The 22,029-nt window shown below is 63.6% G+C and carries 20 protein-coding genes and 1 pseudogene; 13 read left to right on the top strand and 8 right to left on the bottom strand.

The annotated features are described in order from the left end of the window. Window positions 1–73 precede the first annotated feature (73 nt). Window positions 74–1,840, top strand: coding sequence for a PHA/PHB synthase family protein (locus LRC39_RS21445; protein WP_430624951.1), 1,767 nt, complete (start codon window positions 74–76; stop codon window positions 1,838–1,840). Here the strand turns inward: LRC39_RS21445 and LRC39_RS21440 are convergent. Further along, window positions 1,822–3,380: pseudogene (locus tag LRC39_RS21440) on the bottom strand (AAA family ATPase). The gene LRC39_RS21445 and the pseudogene LRC39_RS21440 overlap by 19 nt on opposite strands. A 254-nt stretch (window positions 3,381–3,634) precedes the next feature. Between LRC39_RS21440 and LRC39_RS21435 the strand changes: the two are divergent. Further along, on the top strand, window positions 3,635–4,063 hold the full coding sequence (locus tag LRC39_RS21435) for a CBS domain-containing protein (RefSeq protein ID WP_199851765.1): 429 nt from the start codon (window positions 3,635–3,637) through the stop codon (window positions 4,061–4,063). Window positions 4,064–4,202: 139 nt separating this feature from the next. Further along, complete coding sequence (locus LRC39_RS21430) at window positions 4,203–6,926, top strand: bifunctional acetate--CoA ligase family protein/GNAT family N-acetyltransferase (RefSeq protein ID WP_264053325.1); 2,724 nt, start codon at window positions 4,203–4,205, stop codon at window positions 6,924–6,926. A 51-nt stretch (window positions 6,927–6,977) separates the two neighbouring features. Here the strand turns inward: LRC39_RS21430 and LRC39_RS21425 are convergent, their stop codons facing one another. After that, window positions 6,978–7,388 (bottom strand): hypothetical protein, encoded by a 411-nt coding sequence (locus LRC39_RS21425; protein ID WP_346297538.1) that lies wholly within the window; start codon window positions 7,386–7,388, stop codon window positions 6,978–6,980. Between the two features lie 150 nt (window positions 7,389–7,538). On the opposite strand from LRC39_RS21425, the gene LRC39_RS21420 reads away from it, so the two are divergent. The 3 genes from LRC39_RS21420 to LRC39_RS21410 are packed head-to-tail and all read left to right on the top strand — an operon-like array spanning window position 7,539 to window position 10,680. Further along, window positions 7,539–8,687 carry an ABC transporter permease gene (locus LRC39_RS21420; RefSeq protein ID WP_164571883.1) on the top strand — a complete coding sequence of 383 codons (1,149 nt, stop codon included), beginning with the start codon at window positions 7,539–7,541 and terminating at the stop codon, window positions 8,685–8,687. 2 nt (window positions 8,688–8,689) lie between these two features. After that, window positions 8,690–9,469, top strand: coding sequence for an ABC transporter ATP-binding protein (locus LRC39_RS21415; RefSeq protein ID WP_107345830.1), 780 nt, complete (start codon window positions 8,690–8,692; stop codon window positions 9,467–9,469). Window positions 9,470–9,480: 11 nt separating this feature from the next. After that, complete coding sequence (locus tag LRC39_RS21410) at window positions 9,481–10,680, top strand: ABC-type transport auxiliary lipoprotein family protein (protein WP_346295572.1); 1,200 nt, start codon at window positions 9,481–9,483, stop codon at window positions 10,678–10,680. Here the strand turns inward: LRC39_RS21410 and LRC39_RS21405 are convergent. After that, window positions 10,640–10,960 (bottom strand): c-type cytochrome, encoded by a 321-nt coding sequence (locus LRC39_RS21405; protein ID WP_346297537.1) that lies wholly within the window; start codon window positions 10,958–10,960, stop codon window positions 10,640–10,642. The two genes, LRC39_RS21410 and LRC39_RS21405, sit on opposite strands and share 41 nt — an antisense overlap. A 195-nt stretch (window positions 10,961–11,155) precedes the next feature. Here LRC39_RS21405 and aadR point away from each other — a divergent pair, with 195 nt between their 5' ends. Next, window positions 11,156–11,875 (top strand): transcriptional activatory protein AadR, encoded by a 720-nt coding sequence (aadR, locus tag LRC39_RS21400; RefSeq protein ID WP_011159769.1) that lies wholly within the window; start codon window positions 11,156–11,158, stop codon window positions 11,873–11,875. Window positions 11,876–11,927: 52 nt separating this feature from the next. After that, entirely contained in the window at window positions 11,928–13,166 is a 1,239-nt protein-coding gene (locus LRC39_RS21395; RefSeq protein ID WP_264074520.1) for a cyclic nucleotide-gated ion channel, read from the top strand. 14 nt (window positions 13,167–13,180) lie between these two features. On the opposite strand, the gene LRC39_RS21390 is transcribed toward LRC39_RS21395, so the two are convergent. Next, a complete protein-coding gene (locus tag LRC39_RS21390) occupies window positions 13,181–13,507 on the bottom strand; it encodes a hypothetical protein (protein ID WP_346295571.1) in 327 nt (108 codons plus the stop codon). A 131-nt stretch (window positions 13,508–13,638) separates the two neighbouring features. Between LRC39_RS21390 and LRC39_RS21385 the strand changes: the two genes are divergently transcribed. Beyond that, the gene (locus LRC39_RS21385) at window positions 13,639–15,750 is read left to right on the top strand and encodes a molybdopterin-containing oxidoreductase family protein (protein ID WP_346295570.1); all 2,112 of its coding nucleotides are present in this window, start codon (window positions 13,639–13,641) and stop codon (window positions 15,748–15,750) included. Window positions 15,751–15,818: 68 nt separating this feature from the next. On the opposite strand, the gene LRC39_RS21380 is transcribed toward LRC39_RS21385, so the two are convergent. Further along, window positions 15,819–16,103, bottom strand: a complete 285-nt coding sequence (locus tag LRC39_RS21380; RefSeq protein WP_011159765.1) for a hypothetical protein — start codon at window positions 16,101–16,103, stop codon at window positions 15,819–15,821. A 464-nt stretch (window positions 16,104–16,567) separates the two neighbouring features. Next, entirely contained in the window at window positions 16,568–16,918 is a 351-nt protein-coding gene (locus LRC39_RS21375; RefSeq protein ID WP_346295569.1) for a hypothetical protein, read from the bottom strand. A 149-nt stretch (window positions 16,919–17,067) separates the two neighbouring features. Here LRC39_RS21375 and LRC39_RS21370 point away from each other — a divergent pair, with 149 nt between their 5' ends. From LRC39_RS21370 to LRC39_RS21360, 3 genes are all read left to right on the top strand, one after another. Beyond that, the gene (locus tag LRC39_RS21370) at window positions 17,068–17,295 is read left to right on the top strand and encodes a hypothetical protein (protein WP_346295568.1); all 228 of its coding nucleotides are present in this window, start codon (window positions 17,068–17,070) and stop codon (window positions 17,293–17,295) included. Between the two features lie 194 nt (window positions 17,296–17,489). Further along, a complete protein-coding gene (gene ureG / locus LRC39_RS21365) occupies window positions 17,490–18,119 on the top strand; it encodes an urease accessory protein UreG (RefSeq protein ID WP_107345824.1) in 630 nt (209 codons plus the stop codon). A 241-nt stretch (window positions 18,120–18,360) separates the two neighbouring features. Then, the gene (locus LRC39_RS21360; RefSeq protein WP_346295567.1) at window positions 18,361–20,034 is read left to right on the top strand and encodes a CHASE domain-containing protein; all 1,674 of its coding nucleotides are present in this window, start codon (window positions 18,361–18,363) and stop codon (window positions 20,032–20,034) included. Between the two features lie 161 nt (window positions 20,035–20,195). Here the strand turns inward: LRC39_RS21360 and LRC39_RS21355 are convergent, their stop codons facing one another. Then, window positions 20,196–20,741 (bottom strand): sigma-70 family RNA polymerase sigma factor, encoded by a 546-nt coding sequence (locus LRC39_RS21355; protein ID WP_011159760.1) that lies wholly within the window; start codon window positions 20,739–20,741, stop codon window positions 20,196–20,198. Beyond that, complete coding sequence (locus LRC39_RS21350; protein WP_199851764.1) at window positions 20,741–20,974, bottom strand: NepR family anti-sigma factor; 234 nt, start codon at window positions 20,972–20,974, stop codon at window positions 20,741–20,743. The genes LRC39_RS21355 and LRC39_RS21350 overlap by 1 nt, the downstream gene beginning before the upstream one ends. Window positions 20,975–21,175: 201 nt before the next feature. On the opposite strand from LRC39_RS21350, the gene LRC39_RS21345 reads away from it, so the two are divergent. Continuing rightward, window positions 21,176–21,982 carry a response regulator gene (locus LRC39_RS21345; protein WP_107345822.1) on the top strand — a complete coding sequence of 269 codons (807 nt, stop codon included), beginning with the start codon at window positions 21,176–21,178 and terminating at the stop codon, window positions 21,980–21,982. Window positions 21,983–22,029 lie beyond the last annotated feature (47 nt).

Below are 22,029 nucleotides of genomic sequence, written 5' to 3'. Positions count from 1 at the left end.
CGGTGGCAATACCCGCTGCGAATCCGGTCAAATGACCGCATATTCGAGTGCGTCGAAGTATCAGTACGAGGCCATGATGCTGCAGACACCGGTCACCCCCTTTGCTGCCGAACCGCCCGCCCCCAAGCCGCCGGCCCGGCACCTCGGCCCGAGCGACAGTGACCGCACCCTGCATGCGACGCTGGCGCCGCTGACCGGCGGGTTGTCGCCGACGGCGCTGACGCTTGCCTATGCCGACTGGCTGTCGCATCTGTTCTGGGCGCCGACGCAGCGGATGGATCTCGTCAACGATGCGCTGCGCCGCGGGACGCAACTCGCCGAAGCCTCGGTCGGCCAGACCGAGCCGTGGTCGCTGATTGCTCCGCAGCCGCAGGACCGACGCTTCAGCGCGCCGGAATGGCGCGAGCCGCCGTTCAACCTGATGGCGCAGGGCTTTCTGCTGGCCGAGCAGTGGTGGCACGACGCCACCACCAACATTCGCGGCGTCTCGGAGCAGAACGAGAAGATCGTCGAGTTCGCGACCCGGCAGATGCTCGACGTCTTGGCGCCGTCGAACTTCGCCCTCACCAACCCGGAAGTGCTTCGCCGGACCGTGTCGACCGAAGGGCGCAATCTCGCCGACGGCTTCCGCAACTGGTGGGAAGATCTGCTCGAACTGATGGCGCACGAGCCGAAGCACGATTTCGTCGTCGGCAAGGACGTCGCGGTGACGCCGGGCAAGGTGGTGTACAGCAACAAACTGATCGAGCTGATCCAATACGCGCCCGCCACCGAGACGGTGCGACCGGAGCCGATCCTGATCGTGCCGGCCTGGATCATGAAGTACTACATTCTCGATCTGTCGCCGCACAATTCGTTGGTGAAGTATCTCACCGATCACGGCTACACCGTTTTTATGATCTCGTGGCGCAATCCGACCGCCGCGGATCGCGATGTCTCGCTCGAAGATTATCGCCGGCTCGGTGTGATGGCGGCGCTCGACGCGATCGGCGCGATCCTGCCGGAACGGCCTGTGCATGCGGTCGGCTATTGCCTCGGCGGCACGCTGCTGTCGATCGCGGCGGCCGCGATGGGACGCGACGGCGACAGCCGGCTCAAATCGATCACGCTGTTCGCGGCCCAGACCGACTTCACCGAAGCCGGCGAGCTGACGCTGTTCATCAACGAGAGCCAGGTCGCCTTCCTCGAAGATATGATGTGGAATCGCGGCGTGCTCGACACCACGCAGATGTCCGGCGCGTTCCAGATCCTGCGCTCCAACGATCTGATCTGGTCGCGGCTGGTGCATGAATATCTGATGGGCGTGCGCTCCGAGCCGAACGACCTGATGGCCTGGAACGCCGATGCCACGCGGATGCCGTATCGGATGCACTCGGAATATCTGCGCAAGCTGTTCCTCGACAACGATCTGGCCGAGGGCCGTTACACCGTCGATAGCCGGCCGATCGCGCTGTCCGACATCCACACGCCGATCTTCGTGGTCGGAACGCAGCGCGATCACGTCGCGCCGTGGCGGTCGACGTTCAAGATCCATTTGCTGGCCGATGCCGATGTCACCTTCTGTCTGACCGGCGGTGGCCACAACGCCGGCATCGTCTCCCCGCCATCCCCGAAGGCGCATGGTTATCAAGTGATGACCAAGGAAGCCGATGGTCCGTATGTCGGGCCCGACGATTGGCTGAAGCAGGCGCCCCATGCCGAAGGCTCGTGGTGGACCGAATGGGTGCATTGGCTCGGCACCCGTTCCGGCGAACCGGTTGCGCCGCCGCGCATCGGATTGCCGGACGTCGATCCGGGCGCCCTGCCGGACGCGCCCGGGAGCTACGTGCTGCAGACCTGAGCGGCCTGCGGCAGCGCCGCCAGCGCCCGCGACAGCGTCTCGGCCGGCGTGCCGCCGGCGTCGATCGTGGTCCAGCCGACCACGCCCTGCGCGTAGGTTTGCTGCTGCCGGACGATCTCCGGCGTCGCATCGGACGCATCGCCGGTGCGGCCGGCGACCCGTGCGATCCGCGTGGCGAGATCGGCAGTGAGAAACAGGCCGTGGAACGGGATGCCGAGCCCGGTCGCAACGCTTTCGATCGCGTGGCGCTCCTCGGGCTTGGAGAACACCGCATCGACGATCACCGAATGTCCCTGTTTCAAGATATGCGCGGCGCGCTCGGCCAGACCGCGATACACCGCCTCCGTCACTTCAGCGGTGTAGGCTGTTGCCGGGAGCCGCTCGGTGTCGGCGACGCCGTGCAGCCGTTTGCGGGCCACATCCGAGCGCAGCACCACGGCGCCGGGCAGGGGCGGGACGTGGCCTGAGAGAGCGCGAGCCAGCACCGATTTGCCGGTGCCGGATAGCCCGCCGACCGCGATCAGCCGGGGCGGTGGCGGCGCGATCAGCCGCAGCGCCAGATCAAAATAGGATTCGGCAATCGCCCGATTGGCTTGCCTGATCGTCTCATTGGCGGCGGGCCGTGCCAGCATCACCTTGGCGCGGATCGCGGCGCGCATCGACAGAAGCAGCGGCAGTGCCGACAGCGCATCGAGATTGTCCGCGCTCGTCACCGCGAGATAGCGATTCAAAAGTTGTGCGGAGTCGCTGCCGTGGCCGTAGTGCAGCAAGTCCATCAGCGGGAAGGCGAGATCGTACAGCACGTCGACCGAGGCGAAGGCCGGGTCGAACTCGATGGCGTCGAACAGCGTCGGCTTGCCCTCGATCACCACGATATTGGCAAGGTGCAGATCGCCGTGGCACCAGCGAACGAAGCCTGCGGCACCGCGCTGCTCCAGCAATGGACGCAGCCGGCCGAGCGCATCGCGACTGCTCGTGTCGAGCATCGCAACGTCGGCTGCAGCAAAACCGCCTGCAGCAAGCTCGTTGGTGTCGTCAGCCAGGATCGGTTCGATCGATGCGACCCAAGGCACAGTCGCCGCCAAAGGCGCGGCCTGATGCGAGGCGGCGATCGCATCGGCGACGGCGTCGATCAGCTCGGGGCCGAGCGAACCGGCGCGGGCGAGATGATCCAGCGTGGCGCTGTCGTCGAAGCGCATCATCTCGACGGCCCATTCCACCGCGGGCCCGTCGCCGCCGATCTGTAACGCACCCTTGTCAGTGCGTGTGATTGGCACGACACGGCGATAGATCGCGGGCGCGAATCGGCGGCCGACTGCGAGCTCCTGCTCGCAGGCGATCTTTCGTTTGGCGAGGGTCGAATAATCCAGAAATGGGAATTTGACGGCGCGCTTGATCTTCAGCGCCGGTTCCCTTCGAGAAAAACCGCTGCGCCATGGGTGTCGATCTGCACCACGGGCGTGTCGCCGGCACCACGGCCCAGGAAGTCGAAGACGTCTCGTTGCTGGGGCGCGGCGGAGGTGGCGTCTGGGGCGGACATCGGGACTACTACTTAGGCGGCTGCGGAACTGTCCGAGGATGGATCACGTTGCATCCCGATTGCGCAATCCGGGCGGGCAGATCATGAGCATTGTTGTAGGAAAAACAAGCGGCGCCCCGAATTGCCGGTGGTTTGACCTTGATCAATTCAATTCGCCAAAGCTGCGGTCAATTTGCACACCAACGACGATTAGCAGGGCCGCCATTGGGTCGCCACAAATCGTTGGCGAAAATTCCGAGTGATTGGGTCCGGTCTTGTATAAGTTTCTAGAGGCAACCGTTGCCGACCATATGACGCGAGCGGTGAAATCCGTGTCGCGCGAATTGACCATGCGCGAGCTGGAGGACAAATTCGAACACGACGACTTCAACGCCTATCCGGTGGTGGAGGACCAGCGTGTCATCGGCATGGTGACAAAGTACGATTTCTTGAGTTGTTTTGCGTTCCACCCAACCCAGATGCTGCCGCATTACGACGACCTGATGAACCGGACCGTCGGCGACATCATGTCGGGGGACTTCCTCTACGTGCACTCCGATACCAAGCTCACCCGGGTGTTGCAGTTGATGGTCGAACATCAGACCCGCAGCATCCCGGTGTTGGACGCCGATCGCAAGCTGGATGGTATCATCTCGCGCGAGGACGTCATCAAGGCGCTGGCGACCTTCACCAAGGTACGCTAACTGCGCGAGCAGTACGCGTCCCTCCGTCGCGCCAAGCCGACATTGGATTGTTGCAGCAACTGTCGTACACCTTTCCCGCGCAGATTCCGGATCGTGCGACGGCTGCCGTTCGCGGCCGGCCGTCCGGTGTCGAGGTGAGATGTCGACCTATCGATTGAGCACCCTGCTGTCGCCCGGAGCCGTGGCGGTCGTCGGCGCCAGTCCGCGGCCGGCCTCTCTTGGCCGCGCCGTTCTGACCAATTTGCGCGAGGCGGGATTTAAGGGGCAGATCGGAGTCGTCAATCCGCGCTACCCGGAGATCGGCGGCATCAAGACCGTCGGCTCGCTCGCGGAACTCTCCTTCGTTCCGGATCTGATTGTCATTACGGCGCCGCCGCGCTCGGTCGCCAAGGTCGTCGCCGAAGCCGGCGAACTCGGCGTGGCCGGTGCGATCATCATCAGTTCGGAGATGGGGCGCGGCAAAGGCTCCTATGCGGAAGCCGCGAATCGCGCCGCGCGCAAGTCGGGCATCCGGCTGATCGGGCCGAACTGTCTCGGCATCATGATTCCGGGCGTCAATCTCAACGCCAGCTTCGCCGCCCACATGCCGCGGCGGGGCAATTTGGCGCTGATCTCGCAGTCGGGCGCCATTGCGGCCGGTATGGTGGATTGGGCGGCCGTCAAGGAGATTGGCTTCTCCGGCATCGTCTCGATCGGCGATCAGCTCGACGTCGATATCGCCGACATGCTCGACTTCTACGCGGCCGATCTCGAGACCCGCGCGATCCTGCTTTACATCGAAGCCGTCACCGACGCCCGCAAGTTCATGTCGGCGGCGCGCGCCGCGGCACGGGTCAAGCCGGTGGTGGTGGTGAAGTCGGGCCGCATGGCGCACGGCGCCAAAGCGGCCGCGACCCACACCGGCGCGTTCGCCGGCGCCGATGCAGTGTACGAGGCCGCGTTCCGCCGCGCCGGCATGCTGCGGGTGTACGATCTGCGCGAGCTGTTCGACTGTGCCGAGACGCTCGGCCGCGTCAGCGCGCCGCGCGGCAAGCGCGTCGCGATTCTCACCAATGGCGGCGGCATCGGCATTCTGGCGGTCGACCGTCTGGCCGAACTCGGCGGCGAGCCGGCGACGCTGTCGGCCGATCTGCACAAGAAGCTCGACGCGATCCTGCCGACCTCGTGGTCCGGCTTCAATCCGATCGACATCACCGGTGACGCCGACGCCGAGCGCTATGCAGCGACGCTGTCGATGCTGCTCTCCGATCCGGACAATGACGCGATCCTGGTGATGAACGTGCAGACCGCGGTGGCGTCGCCGCGGGATATCGCCCGCGAAGTGATCCGTGTGGTTGGTGAGGAGCGGGTTCGTCGCACGTTGTTCAAGCCGGTGTTTGCGGTCTGGGTCGGCGCCGAGGAGGCGGTCACCCATGCCTTCGACGCCGCCTCAATCCCGAACTATCCGACCGAGGACGACGCGGTTCGCAGCATCATGAACATGGTGCGCTATCGCGAGGCGGTGCAGCTTCTCACCGAAGTGCCGCCATCGCTGCCGAAGGATTTCGACCCCGACACCGAGACGGCCCGCGCGATCGTCGAGAAGGCGCTGCGCGAAGGCCGCACCTGGCTCGATCCGCTGGAGATCAGCGGTCTGTTTGCGGCGTATCAGATCCCGATGATTCCGACGCTGGCGGCCACCAATGCCGAGGAAGCGGTGTCATGGGCGTCGTCGTTCCTGTCGCAGGGCGTCACCGTAGTGGTGAAAGTGCTGTCGCGCGACATCCCGCACAAGTCCGATATCGGCGGCGTAGTGCTCAATCTCACCAGCGTCGAAGCGGTTCGCGTTGCGGTGAACGAAATCATGGCGCGCGCCGCCAAGCTGCGCCCCAACGCGCGGCTCGAAGGCGTGATGGTGCAGCCGATGATCCTGCGCCCGAAGGCGCGCGAGCTGACCATCGGCATTGCCGACGATCCGACCTTCGGTCCGGTGATCGCGTTCGGTCAGGGCGGCACCGGCGTCGAACTGATCGACGACCGGTCGCTGGCTTTGCCGCCGCTCGATCTGCCGCTCGCCGAGTCGCTGATCGCGCGTACCCGTGTCTCCAAGTTGCTTTGTGCCTATCGCGACGTGCCCGAGGTGAAGCGGAGTGCGGTGGCGCTGACGCTGGTGAAACTGTCGCAGATGGCGGCCGACCTGCCGGAGATCCGCGAGCTCGATGTCAACCCGTTGCTCGCCGATGAAAGCGGCGTGGTGGCGATCGACGCCCGCGTCGTGGTGCGCCCGCCGGAGCGCAAATTCGCCGGCCTCGGCAATTCGCACTTCGCCGTGAAGCCGTATCCGACCGAATGGGAGCGGCATCTGACAGTGAAGGACGGCTGGCGCGTGCTGGCGCGGCCGATCCGTCCGGACGACGAGCCGGCGATCCACGAATTCCTCAAGCACGTCACGCCGGAGGATCTGCGGCTGCGGTTCTTCGCGGCGATGAAGGAGTTCAGCCACGCTTTCATCGCCCGGCTCTCGCAGATCGACTACGCCCGCGCGATGGCGTTCGTAGCGTTCGACGAAATCACCGGCGAAATGCTCGGCGTGGTCCGCATTCACTCGGACTCGATCTATGAGAGCGGCGAATACGCGATCCTGCTGCGCTCCGACCTGAAGGGCAAAGGCCTCGGCTGGGCGTTGATGAAACTGATCATTGAATACGCCCGTTCCGAAGGCCTGCACTATGTCTGCGGCCAGGTGCTGCGCGAGAACACCGCGATGCTGCGGATGTGCCGCGATCTCGGCTTCGAAGCCAAAACCGATGCGTCCGAGCCGGACATCCTTAACGTTCGGTTACCGCTGACCGAAGAAGCCGCGCGCGCCGCCAGATCGGCGTGACGACAGTGTCGCCTGAGAGCGCCCCCTCGTTATGAAGCTCTGCCGTGCTTGCTAGAGCCGGTTCACCGAGACCACACGGAAAGTGTGCATGTCACCTTCCTCGCGCAGTGACACGTACTCGCCCTGGACGAAACGTTCGTCGGCGAAGTGATAGCCGGCTTCGTCGGGCAGTTTCGTGGCACTGTCATATTGAAATGCCCATGATCCACCCGGACGGTGCACCAGGTGACCGAGGTTGTCCGGCTGATGTGGCCGCTGCCGCGCCACACGGCAGGCTTCGCGGTGCTTCTTCCAGATTTCGGCGTCGATTCGGTCATCGCCGTTGAGCGGAGCGATGATCACATAGGCGATGTTCGCTTCGCCTTCAGGATGTCCAGGTTCTCGTGCGAGTTCGAGCCTGATCTGGCGGAAGCACGCCGGCAACGAGGTGTTGAGGATTGCGGAGGGCGTAGCTTTGGTCATTGTTTCGCTCCTGGCATCGCGCAGGATGCTGACGCAGAGCAGAAGCGGCATAATTGATTTGCATCAATCGCGGTACACGACGCAAACTGTGCGCTGCAACGCGTCGGGGCGAATCGAAACGGAGCAGCGCATGCTGGCCTTCGAGACCGGATGGGACCAGCCGTGAGCCTCGCGCCTGTGCTGAATGCCAAGACCGATGGCGATACGCTGGAGCTCAAGCCGAAAGGGGCTTGGACCGCGACCAACAGCAAATTCATGGAGCAATTGTCTGACGACGTTGCTCCTCAGATCGCGGCGGCGAAGTCGCTCACCATCGATATGGCGGAGATCGGCGAGATCGACACGATCGGCGCCTGGGTGCTCGAAAAGCTGTCGCGCAGCGCTGCACAGGCTGGCCGCACCGCGCAGTTCAAAGGCATTTCCGCGAGCTACGCGGAGCTGATCGATGAGGTGCGGCAGCTCAATCGTCGTGGGCCGACCCCGCATCCGAAGCCTAATCCGATCATCGCGAAGCTCGACGAAATCGGTCGGTCGGCCTGGAGCGCAACTACCGATATTGCGGTGTTTCTGGAAATGCTCGGTGCCCTGGGTGCCGCGCTGCTGGGTGTGCTGCGGCGACCGCGCTCGCTGCGACTGACCTCGTTGACTTACCAGGTCTACAGGGTCGGCTGGCAGGCGATCCCGATCATGGTGCTGATCACCTTCCTGATCGGCGCGATCATCGCCCAGCAGGGCATCTTCCACTTCCGCAAGTTCGGTGCTGATTCTTATGTCGTCGACATGGTCGGCATCCTGGTGCTGCGCGAGATCGGCGTGCTGATCGTCGCGATTATGGTCGCCGGCCGGTCGGGGAGTGCCTATACGGCCGAACTCGGCTCGATGAAAATGCGGGAAGAGATCGACGCGCTCTCGACCATGGGACTCGATCCAGTTGAGGTGCTGATCCTGCCGCGGATCATCGCGCTGGTGATCGCGCTGCCGATCCTGGCCTTCATCGGTTCGATGGCGGCGCTGTATGGCGGCCTGCTGACGGCGTGGTTCTATGGCGGGATGCAGCCCTCGGTATTCATCGCCCGGCTGCATGAGGCGGTGTCGCTCAATTCCTTCCAGGTCGGGATGTGGAAGGCGCCGTTCATGGCGCTGGTGATCGGCATCGTCGCCTGCAGCGAGGGCCTGCGGGTCAAGGGCAGTGCCGAGTCGCTCGGCCTGCAGACCACCACGTCGGTCGTGAAGTCGATTTTTCTGGTGATCGTGCTCGACGGCTTGTTCGCCGTGTTCTTCGCGTCGATCGGGATGTAGCGATGGACGCGCTCGCTCAACTCTACGCCATCCGCGTCGCCGACCTCGTGGTCGGGTTCGGCCGGCAGACCGTGCTCAATCATCTGTCGCTCGATGTCCGCCGTGGTGAAATCCTCGGACTGGTCGGCGCTTCGGGTGGCGGCAAATCGGTGCTGATGCGCACCATCATCGGGCTGATCCCCAAGCAAAGCGGCCACATCGAAGTGATGGGCCACGATACCGAGCGCGGCTTCGGCCGGGCGCGCGGGGCGGTGGCGGCGACCTGGGGCATCCTGTTTCAGCAGGGCGCTCTGTTCTCCTCGCTCACCGCGCGGCAGAACGTGCAGTTCCCGCTGCGCGAGATGCTCGACATGTCGGAGAAGCTGCAGGACGAGATCGCCACCGCCAAGCTGGAGATGGTCGGCATCGCGCCCGACGATTGGGACAAGTATCCGTCGCAGCTGTCCGGCGGCATGACCAAGCGTGTGGCGCTGGCGCGCGCGCTGGCGCTCGATCCTTCGATCGTGTTTCTCGACGAACCCACCAGCGGCCTCGACCCGATCGCGGCCGGTGACTTCGATCAACTGATCAAGACCCTGCAAACCACGCTCGGGCTCACCGTGTTCATGGTGACCCACGACCTCGCCAGCCTCAACGTCGTCTGTGATCGCGTCGCGGCGTTGGCCGACGGCAAGATCGTGGCGGTGGGGCCGATGCGCGAATTGCTGCAATCCGAACATCCCTGGGTGCGGGCCTATTTCCACGGCAAGCGCTCGGCGATGCTCCAGCCCAGACAGGACTAGGACGCCACGCCATGGAAACTCGTGCTCCTTTCGTGATCGTCGGTGCGTTCGTACTCGCGGCGATCTTTGCGGTGTTCGGCTTCGTGTTCTGGCTGCACAACACTTCGGGCGTCGGTGCGCGCACCAGCTACCACGTCCAATTCCGCGATCCGGTGCCGGGGCTGCTGGTCGGCGCCGCCGTGCTGTTCAACGGCATCCGCGTCGGCGAGGTCACGGCGCTGTCGCTCGCTTCCGATGATCCGCGGCGGGTCGATGCGACCATCGCGGTGGCGCCGTCGACGCCGGTCCGTCCGGACACCAAGGTCGGCTTGGACTTCCAGGGCCTGACCGGCGTGCCGGTGGTGGCGCTGGAAGGCGGCAAGCAGCTCAGCGGCTCGGCGATCGCCACCACGCTGGTGGCCGAGCCGGGAGCCGGCATGAGCATGACCCAGGCTGCCCGCGAGGCGCTGCGCAAGGTCGATACCGTGCTCGGCGAAAACTCCGGTCCGCTGAAAGACACCATCGCCAACTTCAAGACGTTCTCGGAGTGGCTGGCGGGGAAGACCGAGAAGCTCGACGGCATCCTCGGCGGCGTTGAACGGATGACCGGGGCGAACGAGCCGGTGGTGAAGAAGGTGGTGTACGACCTGTCGGCCGCGACCGGCTTCCCGCCGCCGTCGCCGCCGCTCAAGGCGCAGCTCACCATTCCGGAATCCAATACGGTGGTGCTGTTCGACAGCCAGAAGATGCTGCTGGCGCCCGGTCTGGACGTTCCGGCCTTTGCCGGCGCGCAGTGGAGCGACAGCCTCCCGAAGATGCTGCAGGAGAAGCTGATCCAGAGCTTCGAGAATTACGACATCGCCCACGCCCCGATGCGCCCGAACGATGCCGTGCAGCCGGACTATCAACTGCTGACCGACATCAGGAGTTTTCAGGTGATCGGTGAAGCGGATGCGCTTCGCGCTGAGATCGCGTTCAGCGCCAAGATCATCGACAAGGAAGGCAAGCTGGTTGCGGCCAAGCTGTTTCAGCAGGCGACGCCGCTCGACAAGCCTGAACCGGCTGCGGCCGTCACCGCGTTCGACAAGTCATTCGATACCATCGCCAAGGAGCTGGTGCCGTGGGCAGCGCAGGCGCTCGCAGCCGGTCACGCCGACACAGAGCCGGCTTCGACGCCCCCGGGCAGGCCGATTACCGCTCCAAGGTCTTCAGGTACGACAAAAGGTCGTTGATCTGGTCCGGATCGAGTTCGAACGCCGGCATCCGCGGGTGGCCGGTATAAATACCTTCAGCAAACGCCTCTGCCAGCGTCTCGACAGGATAGCGCGTGTGAAGCGTACGGAACGGCGGGGCCTGTTCGAGCCGACTTTTACCGCTGCGGCCGATGGCGTGGCAGCGAGCGCAGTGTGATTTGGCGAAGCTGTGCCCGCGGCGCTCCGACGGAGTCGCGGCGGCCGCCGCTTGGCTGGCCACAATTAGCAGGATCGCCGTGCAGGCAAGTAGTCGTCCCATGAGCCGCCCGGTCGGTAAAAACAGGTCGCCAAACAACGACTTGCACGATGCATGACGGTCGTGTCATGACCTTGATCTGTGTCAAGCTGCCTTGACGAATTGCCGACATATTAACTCTTCTGGCGCAGAATGGGCGGTCAGTTGACGGCGATGCGCGCCAGGAGAGTTCAGTCTGGCGACCGCATGGAGTGATGGATGCCGCATCTCGCTTATCCGACGACGACTTGCGAGGGATTTCGCTGTGAGACGCACTGCGCGGTGCGTGGGCTGGCGATCTGTGGCGAACTCGGCCCTGCCGACCACGAAGAGTTCGAACGTCTTGCCCAGCATGTCCGCTATGGACCGAAGGAAGCGCTGTTCTCCGAGGACGAAGTTGCTGATTCGGTTTACAGCCTGATCGAAGGAATCGCCCGCCTGTACAAGCTGCTGCCCGATGGCCGTCGCCAGATCATCGGCTTTGCGCTTCCCGGCGATTTCCTCGGAATGGCACCAGGTAACCGCTACTCCTTCTCGGCCGACTCGATCGGCGGCGTGACCGTCTGCAAGTTCTTCCGCGGTCCGTTCCTGCGCTTCATCGAAAATCGCCCACAGATGTTGCTCCGCATGAACGACTTCGCCACCCGCGAACTCAGCCTTGCCCAGGATCAGATGCTGCTGCTCGGCCGCCGCTCGGCCGAGGAGAAGGTCGCTGCCTTCCTGGTCGGTTGGCGCGATCGTCTGGCCCGGCTGGAAGGCGTCACCAAAACCGTCAGCCTGCCGATGGGCCGTCAGGATATCGCCGATTTCCTCGGCCTGACGATCGAAACCGTAAGCCGCACCTTCACCAAGTTGGAGCGGGAAAAACTGATCGTGATCGTTCCGGACGGGGTACGCGTGCTGGACCCGAAACGCTTCGACGCGCTCGCCGCGGCCTGAAACGCTTCACTTTCGGCCGCGCATCCGCCCGGAATCCCACCCGAGGCTACCGATGCGCGACGAAACGCCGGCCTATCTTCGAGCCCGGCATTACTTCTACGAAATTCTTGAATCCCAGGCGCAGACCTCGCGCATGGGCGTCGTCGTCAATCGCTTCATCGTCTTCTTCATCGTGCTCAGCGTCGGGATCACGGTGATGGAGTCGGTGCCGGCGATGCGCGACGACTACAGCCGGCTGTTCCAGGCGCTGGAGTTGCTGTGCCTGGTGGTGTTCTCGATCGAATACTACATCCGGATCTGGATCGCGCCCGAGCATCTGCCGTACCACCACATGAGCCCGCTGCGCGCTGCGTGGGCCTACATGGTCAGCCCGCAGGGCATCGTCGATTGCATCTCGGTGATGCCGCTTTGGATCGCGCTGTTCGGTCCGGACGACCTGCGGGTCTTGATCATCCTGCGGATGCTGCGGCTGCTGAAATTCGCCCGTTATTCGTCGGGCATGCGGTCGCTGCTGGAAGTGCTGGAGAGTGAGCGCCGGGCGTTGATGGCCTGCCTCGTGATCCTGGCCTGTGCCACTCTGGTCTCGGCGACCGCGATGCATATTGCCGAGGGGCACGTGCAGCCCGAGAAGTTCGGCACCATTCCAGACGCGATGTGGTGGGCGATCGTGACGCTCAGCACGATCGGTTATGGCGACGTTGTGCCGGCGACCGGAGTCGGCCGGATGATCGCCGCCGCCACCATCATCTGCGGCCTGATCATGATCGCGTTGCCGGTCGGCATCGTCGCCAATGCGTTCTCCGAGGTCATCCACCGGCGCGATTTCATCGTGAATTGGAGCATGGTGGCGCGGGTGCCGCTGTTCTCCCATCTCACGGCCGGCGACATCGCCCACATCATGCAGCTATTGCAGGCGCGGCAGATCGAGCGGGGCGAAGTGGTGTTTCGCCGCGGTGAGCCCGCGACCGCGATGTACTTCATTGCCGAAGGTGACGTGGAGATCGAGCTGGGTCCTGAAGACAAGGGCCGCCGCATCCGGCTCGGCACCGGACACTTCTTCGGCGAGATTGCGGTGCTGAAGCGGGTCGAGCGCTCGGCGACCGTGAAGGCGGTGTCGCGAACGCGGCTGCTGGTCCTGGATGGCGCCGATCTGCGGGCGCTGATTACTCGCGAACCGAGCATCGCACGCAAGATCAACCAGATTGTCGAAGGCCGCACCGGCCGTAACCTCAACCTCGAGATCGCCGATCTCGAGGGGCAGGCCGACGTGTCGGTGGAAGAGAACGTGTAAAACGCTAAAGGCGCTTATTCCGCCGCCATCGCGTACAAGCCCGCGATCTTGATCGGGCGATGCTTGCTGCGGCGCTTCGGAAATTCACTGGGGCGCGTCAGCGAGCGCTGGGCAGCCAGAAACGCCATCACTTTATTTCCGGCGTCAGCAAACGAGGCGCCGAGCGGCAGGCCGAACTTGCGGCAATCTTCCGGCGACAGCGGCTGTCTGGCGTGGCGGAGCGCCATCGCCGGTCCCCACCACCAGCCCGGAGCCGGAGACCGGTCGTCCGCCGGAACGGCGCGCCAAGCCGCCATTTCCTGAGCCAACCGGTTGAATTCGATGTGCTGTGCCGGATGCATGTCGTACGTCCCTGTTGTGCCGGCATAACGGCCGAAAGCTCAAAAGGTTGCAGGTCGCTGGCGTCCGCCACCGCACGCGCAATGGTCCGGTACCGTTCTCAGTCGGGAAAACTCGTGCTAACCATTCGCATATGAACCAGCGTGCCGCGATCGACATCCGCCATTCCACCTGTCCGCACGACTGCCCCTCGGCCTGCGCACTCGACGTCGAAGTGATCGACGGCTCGACCATCGGCCGGCTCCGCGGCTCGAAGCGGCAGACCTACACGGCCGGCGTCGTCTGCGCCAAAGTCGCCCGCTACGCCGAGCGCATCCATCATCCCGACCGGCTGACCTATCCGATGCGCCGTATCGGTCCGAAGGGCTCCGGACAATTTGCGCGCATCTCCTGGGACGAGGCACTGGACGAGATCGCAGCGCGGTTCGATGCCGCCGAGGCGGAGTTCGGCGCGGAGTCGGTGTGGCCCTATTACTATGCGGGCACCATGGGGCTGGTGATGCGGGACGGCATCAACCGGCTTGCCAACGTCAAAAAGTACTCGCGGTTTTACTCGACGATCTGCGCAAATGTCGCCTGGGCGGGCTTTGCGGCCGGTGTCGGCAAGGTCGCCGGCGTCGATCCGCGGGAAATGGCGAAGTCGGATCTGATCGTGATCTGGGGGACTAATCCGGTCTCGACCCAGGTCAACGTGATGACCCACGCCGCTCGGGCCCGCAAAGAGCGTGGCGCCAAGATCGCGGCCATCGATATCTACGATAATGAGACGATGCAGCAGGCCGATATCCGGATCATCCTGCGTCCGGGGACCGATGGGGCCTTCGCCTGCGGCGTGATGCACGTGCTGTTTCGCGATGGGCTCGCGGATCGCGGCTATCTGGCGCGCTACACCGACTGTCCGGACGACCTCGAAGCGCATCTTAAGACGCGGACGCCAGCATGGGCCTCTGCGATCTGCGGCGTGCCGGAGGCGGAGATCGAAGCATTTGCGCATGCGGTGGGCCACACCAAGCGCAGCTTCTTCCGGCTCGGCTATGGCTTCACCCGCAGCCGCAACGGCGCCGCGCAGATGCACGCCGCGCTGTGTATTCCGGCGGTGACGGGGGCGTGGCAGCACGAAGGCGGCGGCGCTTTCTTCAACAATGGCGCGATCTTCGGCTTCGACAAGACTTTGATCGAGGGGCTGGATCAGCTCGATCCGGCGACGCGGGTACTGGATCAGTCCAAGATCGGTCGCATCCTCACCGGTGATGCCGAGGCGCTGGATGGCGGCGCGCCGGTCAAGGCGATGCTGATCCAGAACACCAATCCGATGACCGTCGCGCCGGAGCAGGAGTTGGTCCGCGCCGGCTTCGCCCGCGAAGATCTGTTCGTTGCGGTGCATGAGCAGTTCATGACCGAGACCGCGCTGGTGGCCGATATCGTGTTGCCGGCGACGATGTTCTTGGAGCACGACGACCTGTATTACGGCGGCGGCCATCAGCACATCTCGGTCGGCGCCCGGCTGGTCGAACCGCCCGGCGAATGCCGCTCCAATCACGAGGTGCTCCAGGGGCTGGCGCAGCGGCTCGGCGTCGATCATCCGGCGTTCGCGATGACGCCGCGGGAGGTCATCGATACGACGCTGAAAGCCAGCGGCCATGGCGGCATCGAGCAGCTCGAGGCCGATCTTTGGCGCGATCTGCAGCCGGATTTCCGCGCCTCTCACTTCCTTGACGGTTTCGGGCATCCGGACGGCAAGTTTCACTTCCGGGTCGACTGGGGTAACGTCAACCTCGCGCGCAAACTGCGGCTGGGACCGTGGCAGGAGATGCCAAGCCTGCCGGATCACTGGGCGGTGACCGAACAGGCCGATGCGCAGCATCCGTTCCGGCTTGCTACGAGCCCGGCCCGCAGCTTCCTCAACACGACCTTCAACGAGACGCCGTCGTCTCAGGCACGCGAAGGCGAGCCCAACGTGATGATGCACCCGGCCGATGCTGCCGAGGTCGGCGTCGGTGAGGGCGACCTGGTGATGCTGGGGAATGCCCGGGGAGAAACGATGCTGACGGTCCGGCTCAGCAGCGGACTGCGGCGCGGCGTCTTGATCGCCGAATCAGTGTTTCCGAACCGGGCTCATCGCGGCGGACGTGGAATTAACGTTCTGACCAGCGCAGAATCAATCGCGCCGCACGGCGGTGCGGCGTTTCACGATAATAAAGTCTGGGTAAAGAAGGCCGATGCGCCACTCGCGAAGCGCGACTGAGGTCCGATTAATCCGGTCGTAACCGGAGGTCGGCAGTCGTTATCGCTTCGCGAGTTGCGCGTTCAGGCTCAGCGCTGGTGGCCGAGGCCGATACCGAGCTTCAGCGCCTTCTGGCGCAGCGAGCCGACGGTCCGATTGGTCAGACGGGCGATTTCCGCCACCGGAGTGCGCGCCTTCGAATGCGCCTTCAACTCCTTGATGTCTTCCTTGGTGTACTCGCGGCGAGTGATCTTGCCCTTCTTGGCGGCCTTGGCCTTGGTAGCGGTCTTCGCCGCGGCCTTGGTCACGACCTTCTTGGCCTTCTTCGACTTCGCTGCGGTCTTCGCAGTCTTTGCTTTCGCTTTCTTTGCCACGCGTAGGCTCCTTTAGTGAAGCGCCCTTCTACTACACCCATTCCGTGCCGACAATTCGGAAATTGAGAATTTCGAACTGATCGAGGCGGCTTCGGTTAGCATTAGTTTAAGTGTGTGTAGTTGGCAATTTGGCGAAATTAGGTACTCGCGCGTAGTGACTATCGCCGTTTTGTCGATGTCTTGGCTCGTTGACACCGGTCAAACTGCTGCAAATCACTACACCGGCCCGGTTCGTGCCGGGTTTTCTCGCAAAGTGGAAACTTGCCACCCAAGAGTGCAAATCGGTGCCCGTCAGCCGTGTATTTCCGAGGGTCGGTGCTGCTGATGGAGACGATTTGTCGCGAATAACGCGGTGGGACGTGGTCGCGCTTAGTGTGCGCGGGCTACGCAATCCATCCAACCAAAGGCGTATCGGGGGGCGCCGGCGAGATATCAGCGCGACGAGAACAGTTGAATGCGATTGATCAGCGCGGCTGTTTCGCGTTTGGCGCGAGTGCGGCGCGAGTGCGGGCGAGCGTGCGCTCGTAATAGTCCTCGCGCTCTTGCTTCAGGCTGATCTGCAGATTTCGGAAGGCTGCAATGCGTTTCGCGATCTCTTCGCGTTCTCGCGATGCAATCGTTTCAGGACGAGACACTTCAGCCTCGGAGTGTTGGGTCGCCGGAGGTATTTGCGCCCGTGAGTCGGTTTGGAACTCGGTATTTCCGCGAGCCCCGGTCTGAATGCCCGCCGCAGCCGCGTCCTCAGAGCCATTATCCAGGCTGCTGCTTTCGCTGAAATCAGCGGACTCGGAGTTTGGCAGTTGCGGCGTCGTCATTGCTCTTCCTAAAATTCATCATTGGGAGCGCTGATCAGGGGCGTCAATCGAAATCGCCGCCAACGGGCTGCGGTGGTGGATAAATCGTACGGTTGGTTGCGGTGAAAGCGGTACTCGGTAGCCCAGCGCGAAAGTTGAAGCGGGCACCAATGGCCAAGATCGATCTCGACTTCCTGAGCATCGAAGAACTCGCCGCCTTGCGGGACGAAGCGACCGATATGCTCGCCGAGAAGGTTGCGGCGCGCCAAGCCGAGCGCGCGATGCTGTTGCGCTACGGCAAGATCACCAAGAAGGGGCCCGCTGCCGCCAAGGCAAAGCCGCGGAAAGAAGCCAAGGACGCTGGATATTCCTCGAAAGATCAGTCCGCAGCGGCGTAAGCAGCCAGCTGCTGCGACCTATAGGGCGCCGACTAAGGATGTAGGCGGTTGTTTGAGTCCGGCGCGATGACGCCGCGGCGCTGCTCACGGCTTGCAATCTCTTGCCGCATCGTTCTTATTTCCGGCTCGCGGTGACGATTGATCGGTTTTGCGCCGCGTGGCTGCTTTCCTCAGATCTCCTACCGGAAATCCATATGTCGGATCATCACGGCCCTCTCCGCGTCGGCATCGGTGGCCCCGTGGGCTCGGGCAAGACTGCGCTGATGGACCTGCTCTGCAAGTCGATGCGCGAGCGCTACGACATCGCGGCGATCACCAATGATATTTACACCAAGTGGGACGCCGAATTCCTGGTGCGCTCCGGCTCGCTGACGCCGGACCGCATCGCCGGGGTGGAGACCGGTGGCTGCCCGCATACCGCCATCCGCGAGGATGCGTCGATGAATCTCGCCGCCGTGGCCGAGATGCGCAGCAAGTTTCCGGGGCTCGATCTGGTGCTGATCGAGTCCGGCGGCGACAACCTGGCCGCGACATTCTCGCCCGAACTCGCCGACATCACCATTTATGTGATCGACGTCGCCGCAGGAGACAAAATCCCCTCCAAAGGCGGCCCAGGTATCACCCGGTCCGACCTCCTGGTGATCAACAAGATCGATCTGGCGCCCTATGTCGGCGCCTCACTGGAGAAGATGGATACCGATGCCAAGCGAATGCGCGGCGCGCGGCCGTTCGTCATGACCAATCTGAAGAAGAGCGACGGACTCGATCGCATTATCGGCTTTATTGAAGAGAAGGGGGGCCTGACGCCGCGGCAGTCGGCCTGAGCCTCCGCCGGCGCAGCTAGCTGCGGTATCTCCGCGTGCGCTGCAGTACCAACTTCGTGATCGTTGGGACGGGAACGAAATCAGGCCGGGCGTGGTTGAACCGCTCTTGGAATTCGTGCCCCACCGACCGTCCTCCAGGATCGTTCAGTTGCGCTCAGGTCGACGCTTCTTCATGGTGGGGCCGGTTTCGATACGTTGAATAGGTGAGGCGGACGCTCCGCCTCGGACAACGAGTAAGAGCGTGGTTCGGCTTGGCTTCATCATCGGCTTGATCGCTATCATCGGGGTGGTGCTTTCAGGCTTTTCCGCATCCCGCGTCTATGAGCAGGAAGCGGCGATCCAGCGCATTGCGCTCGGACGGGCCATCGACGTCCATGCCAGCCAGGTTCAGGACCGCCTCACCGAGCGCGAACTGCTCGGCCGGGTCGCTTCAGGCCTGTTTCGCAAGCCCTCGGTGATCAAGGCCGACATGCTGCAGCCGCTGCGGTCGTCGATTTACACCTTCAAGACCGATTTCGTGCTGGCGACCTGGGTGGCACGGCTGAAGCCCGAGGAAGTGCCGGCCGCCGAAGCCGAGCTGACCAAGGCTGGTTTTCCCGATCCGACCGTGCGCGACTATGACGGCAAGCCGCTCGATCTGAGCAGCCCGGTGCCGCTCGACGTCGTGATGGATGTCGAGCCGCGAAACGCCGAGACCATGGCGCTGACCGGCCGGATGCTGGATCATGATCCGGTGCTCGGCCGTACCTTTGCGCAGGCCCTGGCCGAGGGCCAGCCGCACGTCTCCGATCCGGTGCCGCTAACGGGCAGCGGTCCGGTCGGTGTCGTTCTGGCGGCGCCGGTGATGAACACCGACAGCTCGGACATCGTCGGCTTCGTCACCTTCTCCTATAAGCTCGCCACGCTGATGCTCACCAACGACGATCTGTCGTTGTTCTCGGTGGTGCTGAAGGATCCGAGTCGCGAGGGTTATGAACTGCTCGCCGACGAGAGCGGCGAGATCACCTCGCGGGTGGATAATCGCGAAGGAGCCAATCCGATCATCGTTCGCACCGTGACCTTCGGTAATCGGGATTGGTCGCTGGCCTATTACCCGAAGATCGATCCCTATGACCGCGCTCAGAAAATGGCGCTGATCATCGGGCTTGCCGGTCTGGCGCTGACGCTGATCGTCTGCGGGCTGTTCGGCTATGTCAGCTACAGCAACATCCGGCTGCGACGCGAAATCCAGATGCGGATTGGTTTCGAGCGCCGCTTGACTGCGGTGATCGACGAGCTCAACCACCGGGTGAAGAATATTCTGGCGGTGATCCAGTCGATCGTGACCCGAACGCTGCGCCACGGCTCGGATCTCGACGTCGCGCGCGAGCTGCTGATCGGGCGGATTCATGCCATGTCCAACGTCGTGTCGCTGCTCAGCGACAGCCAGTGGCAGGGCGTGATGCTCAAGGGCCTGTTCGAAGGACGGGCAATCCCGCATGCCGACCGCATCGAGGTTGACGGTCCTGATATCGCGGTCAGCGCGCGGGCGGCACAGAGCCTGTCTCTGCTGTTCTTCGAGCTGGCGTCGCATTCCGATGAAGGCTTGGCCGTGGTCGGCAAGCACCCGCGGGTGGTTGCGAGCTGGACCGTCACAGGCGAAGCCAAGGACGCAACGTTTCATTTCCGCTGGGAAGAATTCAATACCAGTGCGGCGACCCGGCGTCCGGATAGCGAGTTCGGCATTATCCTGCTCGACCGCGTGGCGCCCGAAGCGCTCGGCGGCACGTCGAAGCGCTACTTCACCGACGTCAGCTATGTCTATGAGCTGACCGCGCCGCTCGATACTGTCGTGGACGTCAACGAGCGTGATCGCACCGGGCAGATCACTGCGCCGGTGCGCCCGATCCGTAAATCCCCGAAACAGCCGCGCTAGTTCGCACGCAAACAGCCGGATCTGGCCGAAGCATGCTCGGGCAGATCTCGGTCTGTTGGCGAGGGGAGCCCCGCTTGGATCGTGTTTGGGGAGTGATACCGGCGCCAGAGATCGCTCGATGCGTCATTGGATCGAGCGATCCCCGCCGGGTCGGCGGTGGATCAGCCGTTGCCGCCAATCACGGCACGGACGGTGTCGTCGGGTCCGAAGTCTTCAGCACCGTCGACATAGAGCAGCGCGCTGAGCTTGGATCTGGCCCGGTTGACGCGGCTCTTGATAGTGCCGACCGCACAACCGCAGATCGCGGCGGCGTCTTCGTAGGAAAACCCGGAGGCTCCAACCAGGATGAGCGCTTCACGCTGGTCCTGCGGCAGCTTGTCGAGCGCAGCGCGGAATTCCTCGAATTCCAAATGTGCGGTCTGCCCCGGCTGCGACTTCAGGGTCTTGGCGTAGCTGCCATCGGCGTCTTCGACCTCCCGGCGCCGCTTGCGATAGTCGGAGCGGAACAGGTTGCGAAGGATCGTGAACAACCACGCGGGCAGGTTCGAGCCCGGCTGAAACGAGTCGATGTTGGCGAGCGCTCGCAGCAGGGTTTCCTGGACCAAGTCGTCAGCACGATCGGCGTTGCCGCTCAACGAGATGGCGAACGCGCGCAGGCTCGGCACGGCGGCGAGAATGTCGTCACGAAGGGAATCGGTGAGAGGCATTAGTCCCTCCCTTCGGTCGCGGTCGAGTCCGAGGCATTGGCCGCTTCGGCCGCCTGCTGCGGATCGTCGAGCTTCTTGATCAGCTCCGCGAACCGATCAGGAACGCCTTGCCGGACCACGTCGTCGTACATCGCGCGCAATTGATGTCCGATCCGGGCCTGGATTTCGGCGTTGAGACCTCCCTTAGTGCCTGGAGCCGACTTCTTCATGGTTTGAGCCTTGAATTCTTGCATGACTGATCCAATGTTTTCCCCATGGTCAAGTCCCCTGAACTTCGAGGGTTTTCTTGATCTGTCGCCGTTCACGGGACCCTAATGCGATCCCGGCATGAAAGTTCCACACGGGAATGGAACTTTTGCCCCGCTCGGGCGTAGTTGCCCTCGCAGAGGTGCCGGCCCGCCGCTGGCGATGGCCGAATGACTGATGGAGTGGGGATGTCGAGATCACAGGTTGTTGCAGAGCATTTGCCCTTGCTGCGCCGCTATGCGCGCGCGCTGACCGGTAGCCAGACCTCCGGCGACGCTTACGTAGGCGCCATGCTGGAGGCGCTGCTCCAGGATCCGGCCCTGCTCGACGAGCGGCACGGTCCTCGGGCCGGTCTTTTCCGTTTGTTTACCCAGATTTGGAACTCGGTCGCCCTGAACGACGAATCCGACGTTCGGACGCTGCCGATGCCTTCGGAGCGGCGCCTGTCGGCGATCACTCCGCTCCCCCGCCAAGCCTTTCTGCTGCTGTCCCTCGAAGGTTTTTCGGAAGAGGAAGTCGCCTTCGTACTGCAGGCCGAGGTCACCGAAGTCCGTCAGTTGGTCGAGACCGCCGGCAAGGAGATGGCCGAGGAGATCGCCACCGACGTTCTCATCATCGAGGACGAGACCTTCATCGCGATGGATCTCGAGAGCTTGGTCAAGGGCTTGGGCCATAACGTGATCGGTGTCGCCCGCACCCACGCCGACGCGATCGCGCTGGCACGGACCAAGAAGCCCGGCCTGATCCTGGCCGACATCCAGCTCGCCGACGGCAGCTCCGGCCTCGACGCGGTTAACGAACTGCTAAGGACCTTCGAAGTGCCCGTGGTGTTCATCACCGCCTATCCCGAGCGCTTCCTGACCGGCGAACGTCCTGAGCCGGCCTTCCTGATCTCCAAGCCGTTTCAGCCTGCGATGGTCTCAGCGGTCGCCAGCCAGGCGCTGTTCTTTCAGCGCAACTCGCGCAACCGTAAGCCCAACGCGGTCGCTTCCTGATCACTCCGCCATTACGCCGAAAACGACCAACGCCGTCCGGCTCTGCC

Source organism: Rhodopseudomonas sp. P1 (genome assembly GCF_039642825.1).
In the GTDB taxonomy this organism is placed as follows: Bacteria; Pseudomonadota; Alphaproteobacteria; order Rhizobiales; family Xanthobacteraceae; genus Rhodopseudomonas; species Rhodopseudomonas palustris_H.
The sequence above is the reverse complement of the archived record's forward strand: the minus strand, read 5'-3'. Positions and strand labels throughout refer to the sequence as shown.

What these genes read in the sequence shown, in the direction of transcription:
- LRC39_RS21345 (WP_107345822.1), top strand. Translation starts at nt 21,176, where the DNA reads ATGTCGAGATCACAGGTTGTTGCAGAGCATTTGCCCTTGCTGCGCCGC.
- ureG (WP_107345824.1), top strand. Translation starts at nt 17,490, where the DNA reads ATGTCGGATCATCACGGCCCTCTCCGCGTCGGCATCGGTGGCCCCGTG.
- LRC39_RS21350 (WP_199851764.1), bottom strand. Translation starts at nt 20,974, where the DNA reads ATGCAAGAATTCAAGGCTCAAACCATGAAGAAGTCGGCTCCAGGCACT.
- LRC39_RS21420 (WP_164571883.1), top strand. Translation starts at nt 7,539, where the DNA reads ATGGGACCAGCCGTGAGCCTCGCGCCTGTGCTGAATGCCAAGACCGAT.
- LRC39_RS21430 (WP_264053325.1), top strand. Translation starts at nt 4,203, where the DNA reads ATGTCGACCTATCGATTGAGCACCCTGCTGTCGCCCGGAGCCGTGGCG.
- LRC39_RS21355 (WP_011159760.1), bottom strand. Translation starts at nt 20,741, where the DNA reads ATGCCTCTCACCGATTCCCTTCGTGACGACATTCTCGCCGCCGTGCCG.
- LRC39_RS21395 (WP_264074520.1), top strand. Translation starts at nt 11,928, where the DNA reads ATGCGCGACGAAACGCCGGCCTATCTTCGAGCCCGGCATTACTTCTAC.
- LRC39_RS21415 (WP_107345830.1), top strand. Translation starts at nt 8,690, where the DNA reads ATGGACGCGCTCGCTCAACTCTACGCCATCCGCGTCGCCGACCTCGTG.
- aadR (WP_011159769.1), top strand. Translation starts at nt 11,156, where the DNA reads ATGCCGCATCTCGCTTATCCGACGACGACTTGCGAGGGATTTCGCTGT.
- LRC39_RS21375 (WP_346295569.1), bottom strand. Translation starts at nt 16,918, where the DNA reads ATGACGACGCCGCAACTGCCAAACTCCGAGTCCGCTGATTTCAGCGAA.
- LRC39_RS21385 (WP_346295570.1), top strand. Translation starts at nt 13,639, where the DNA reads ATGAACCAGCGTGCCGCGATCGACATCCGCCATTCCACCTGTCCGCAC.
- LRC39_RS21445 (WP_430624951.1), top strand. Translation starts at nt 74, where the DNA reads ATGATGCTGCAGACACCGGTCACCCCCTTTGCTGCCGAACCGCCCGCC.
- LRC39_RS21390 (WP_346295571.1), bottom strand. Translation starts at nt 13,507, where the DNA reads ATGCATCCGGCACAGCACATCGAATTCAACCGGTTGGCTCAGGAAATG.
- LRC39_RS21410 (WP_346295572.1), top strand. Translation starts at nt 9,481, where the DNA reads ATGGAAACTCGTGCTCCTTTCGTGATCGTCGGTGCGTTCGTACTCGCG.
- LRC39_RS21425 (WP_346297538.1), bottom strand. Translation starts at nt 7,388, where the DNA reads ATGACCAAAGCTACGCCCTCCGCAATCCTCAACACCTCGTTGCCGGCG.
- LRC39_RS21370 (WP_346295568.1), top strand. Translation starts at nt 17,068, where the DNA reads ATGGCCAAGATCGATCTCGACTTCCTGAGCATCGAAGAACTCGCCGCC.
- LRC39_RS21405 (WP_346297537.1), bottom strand. Translation starts at nt 10,960, where the DNA reads ATGGGACGACTACTTGCCTGCACGGCGATCCTGCTAATTGTGGCCAGC.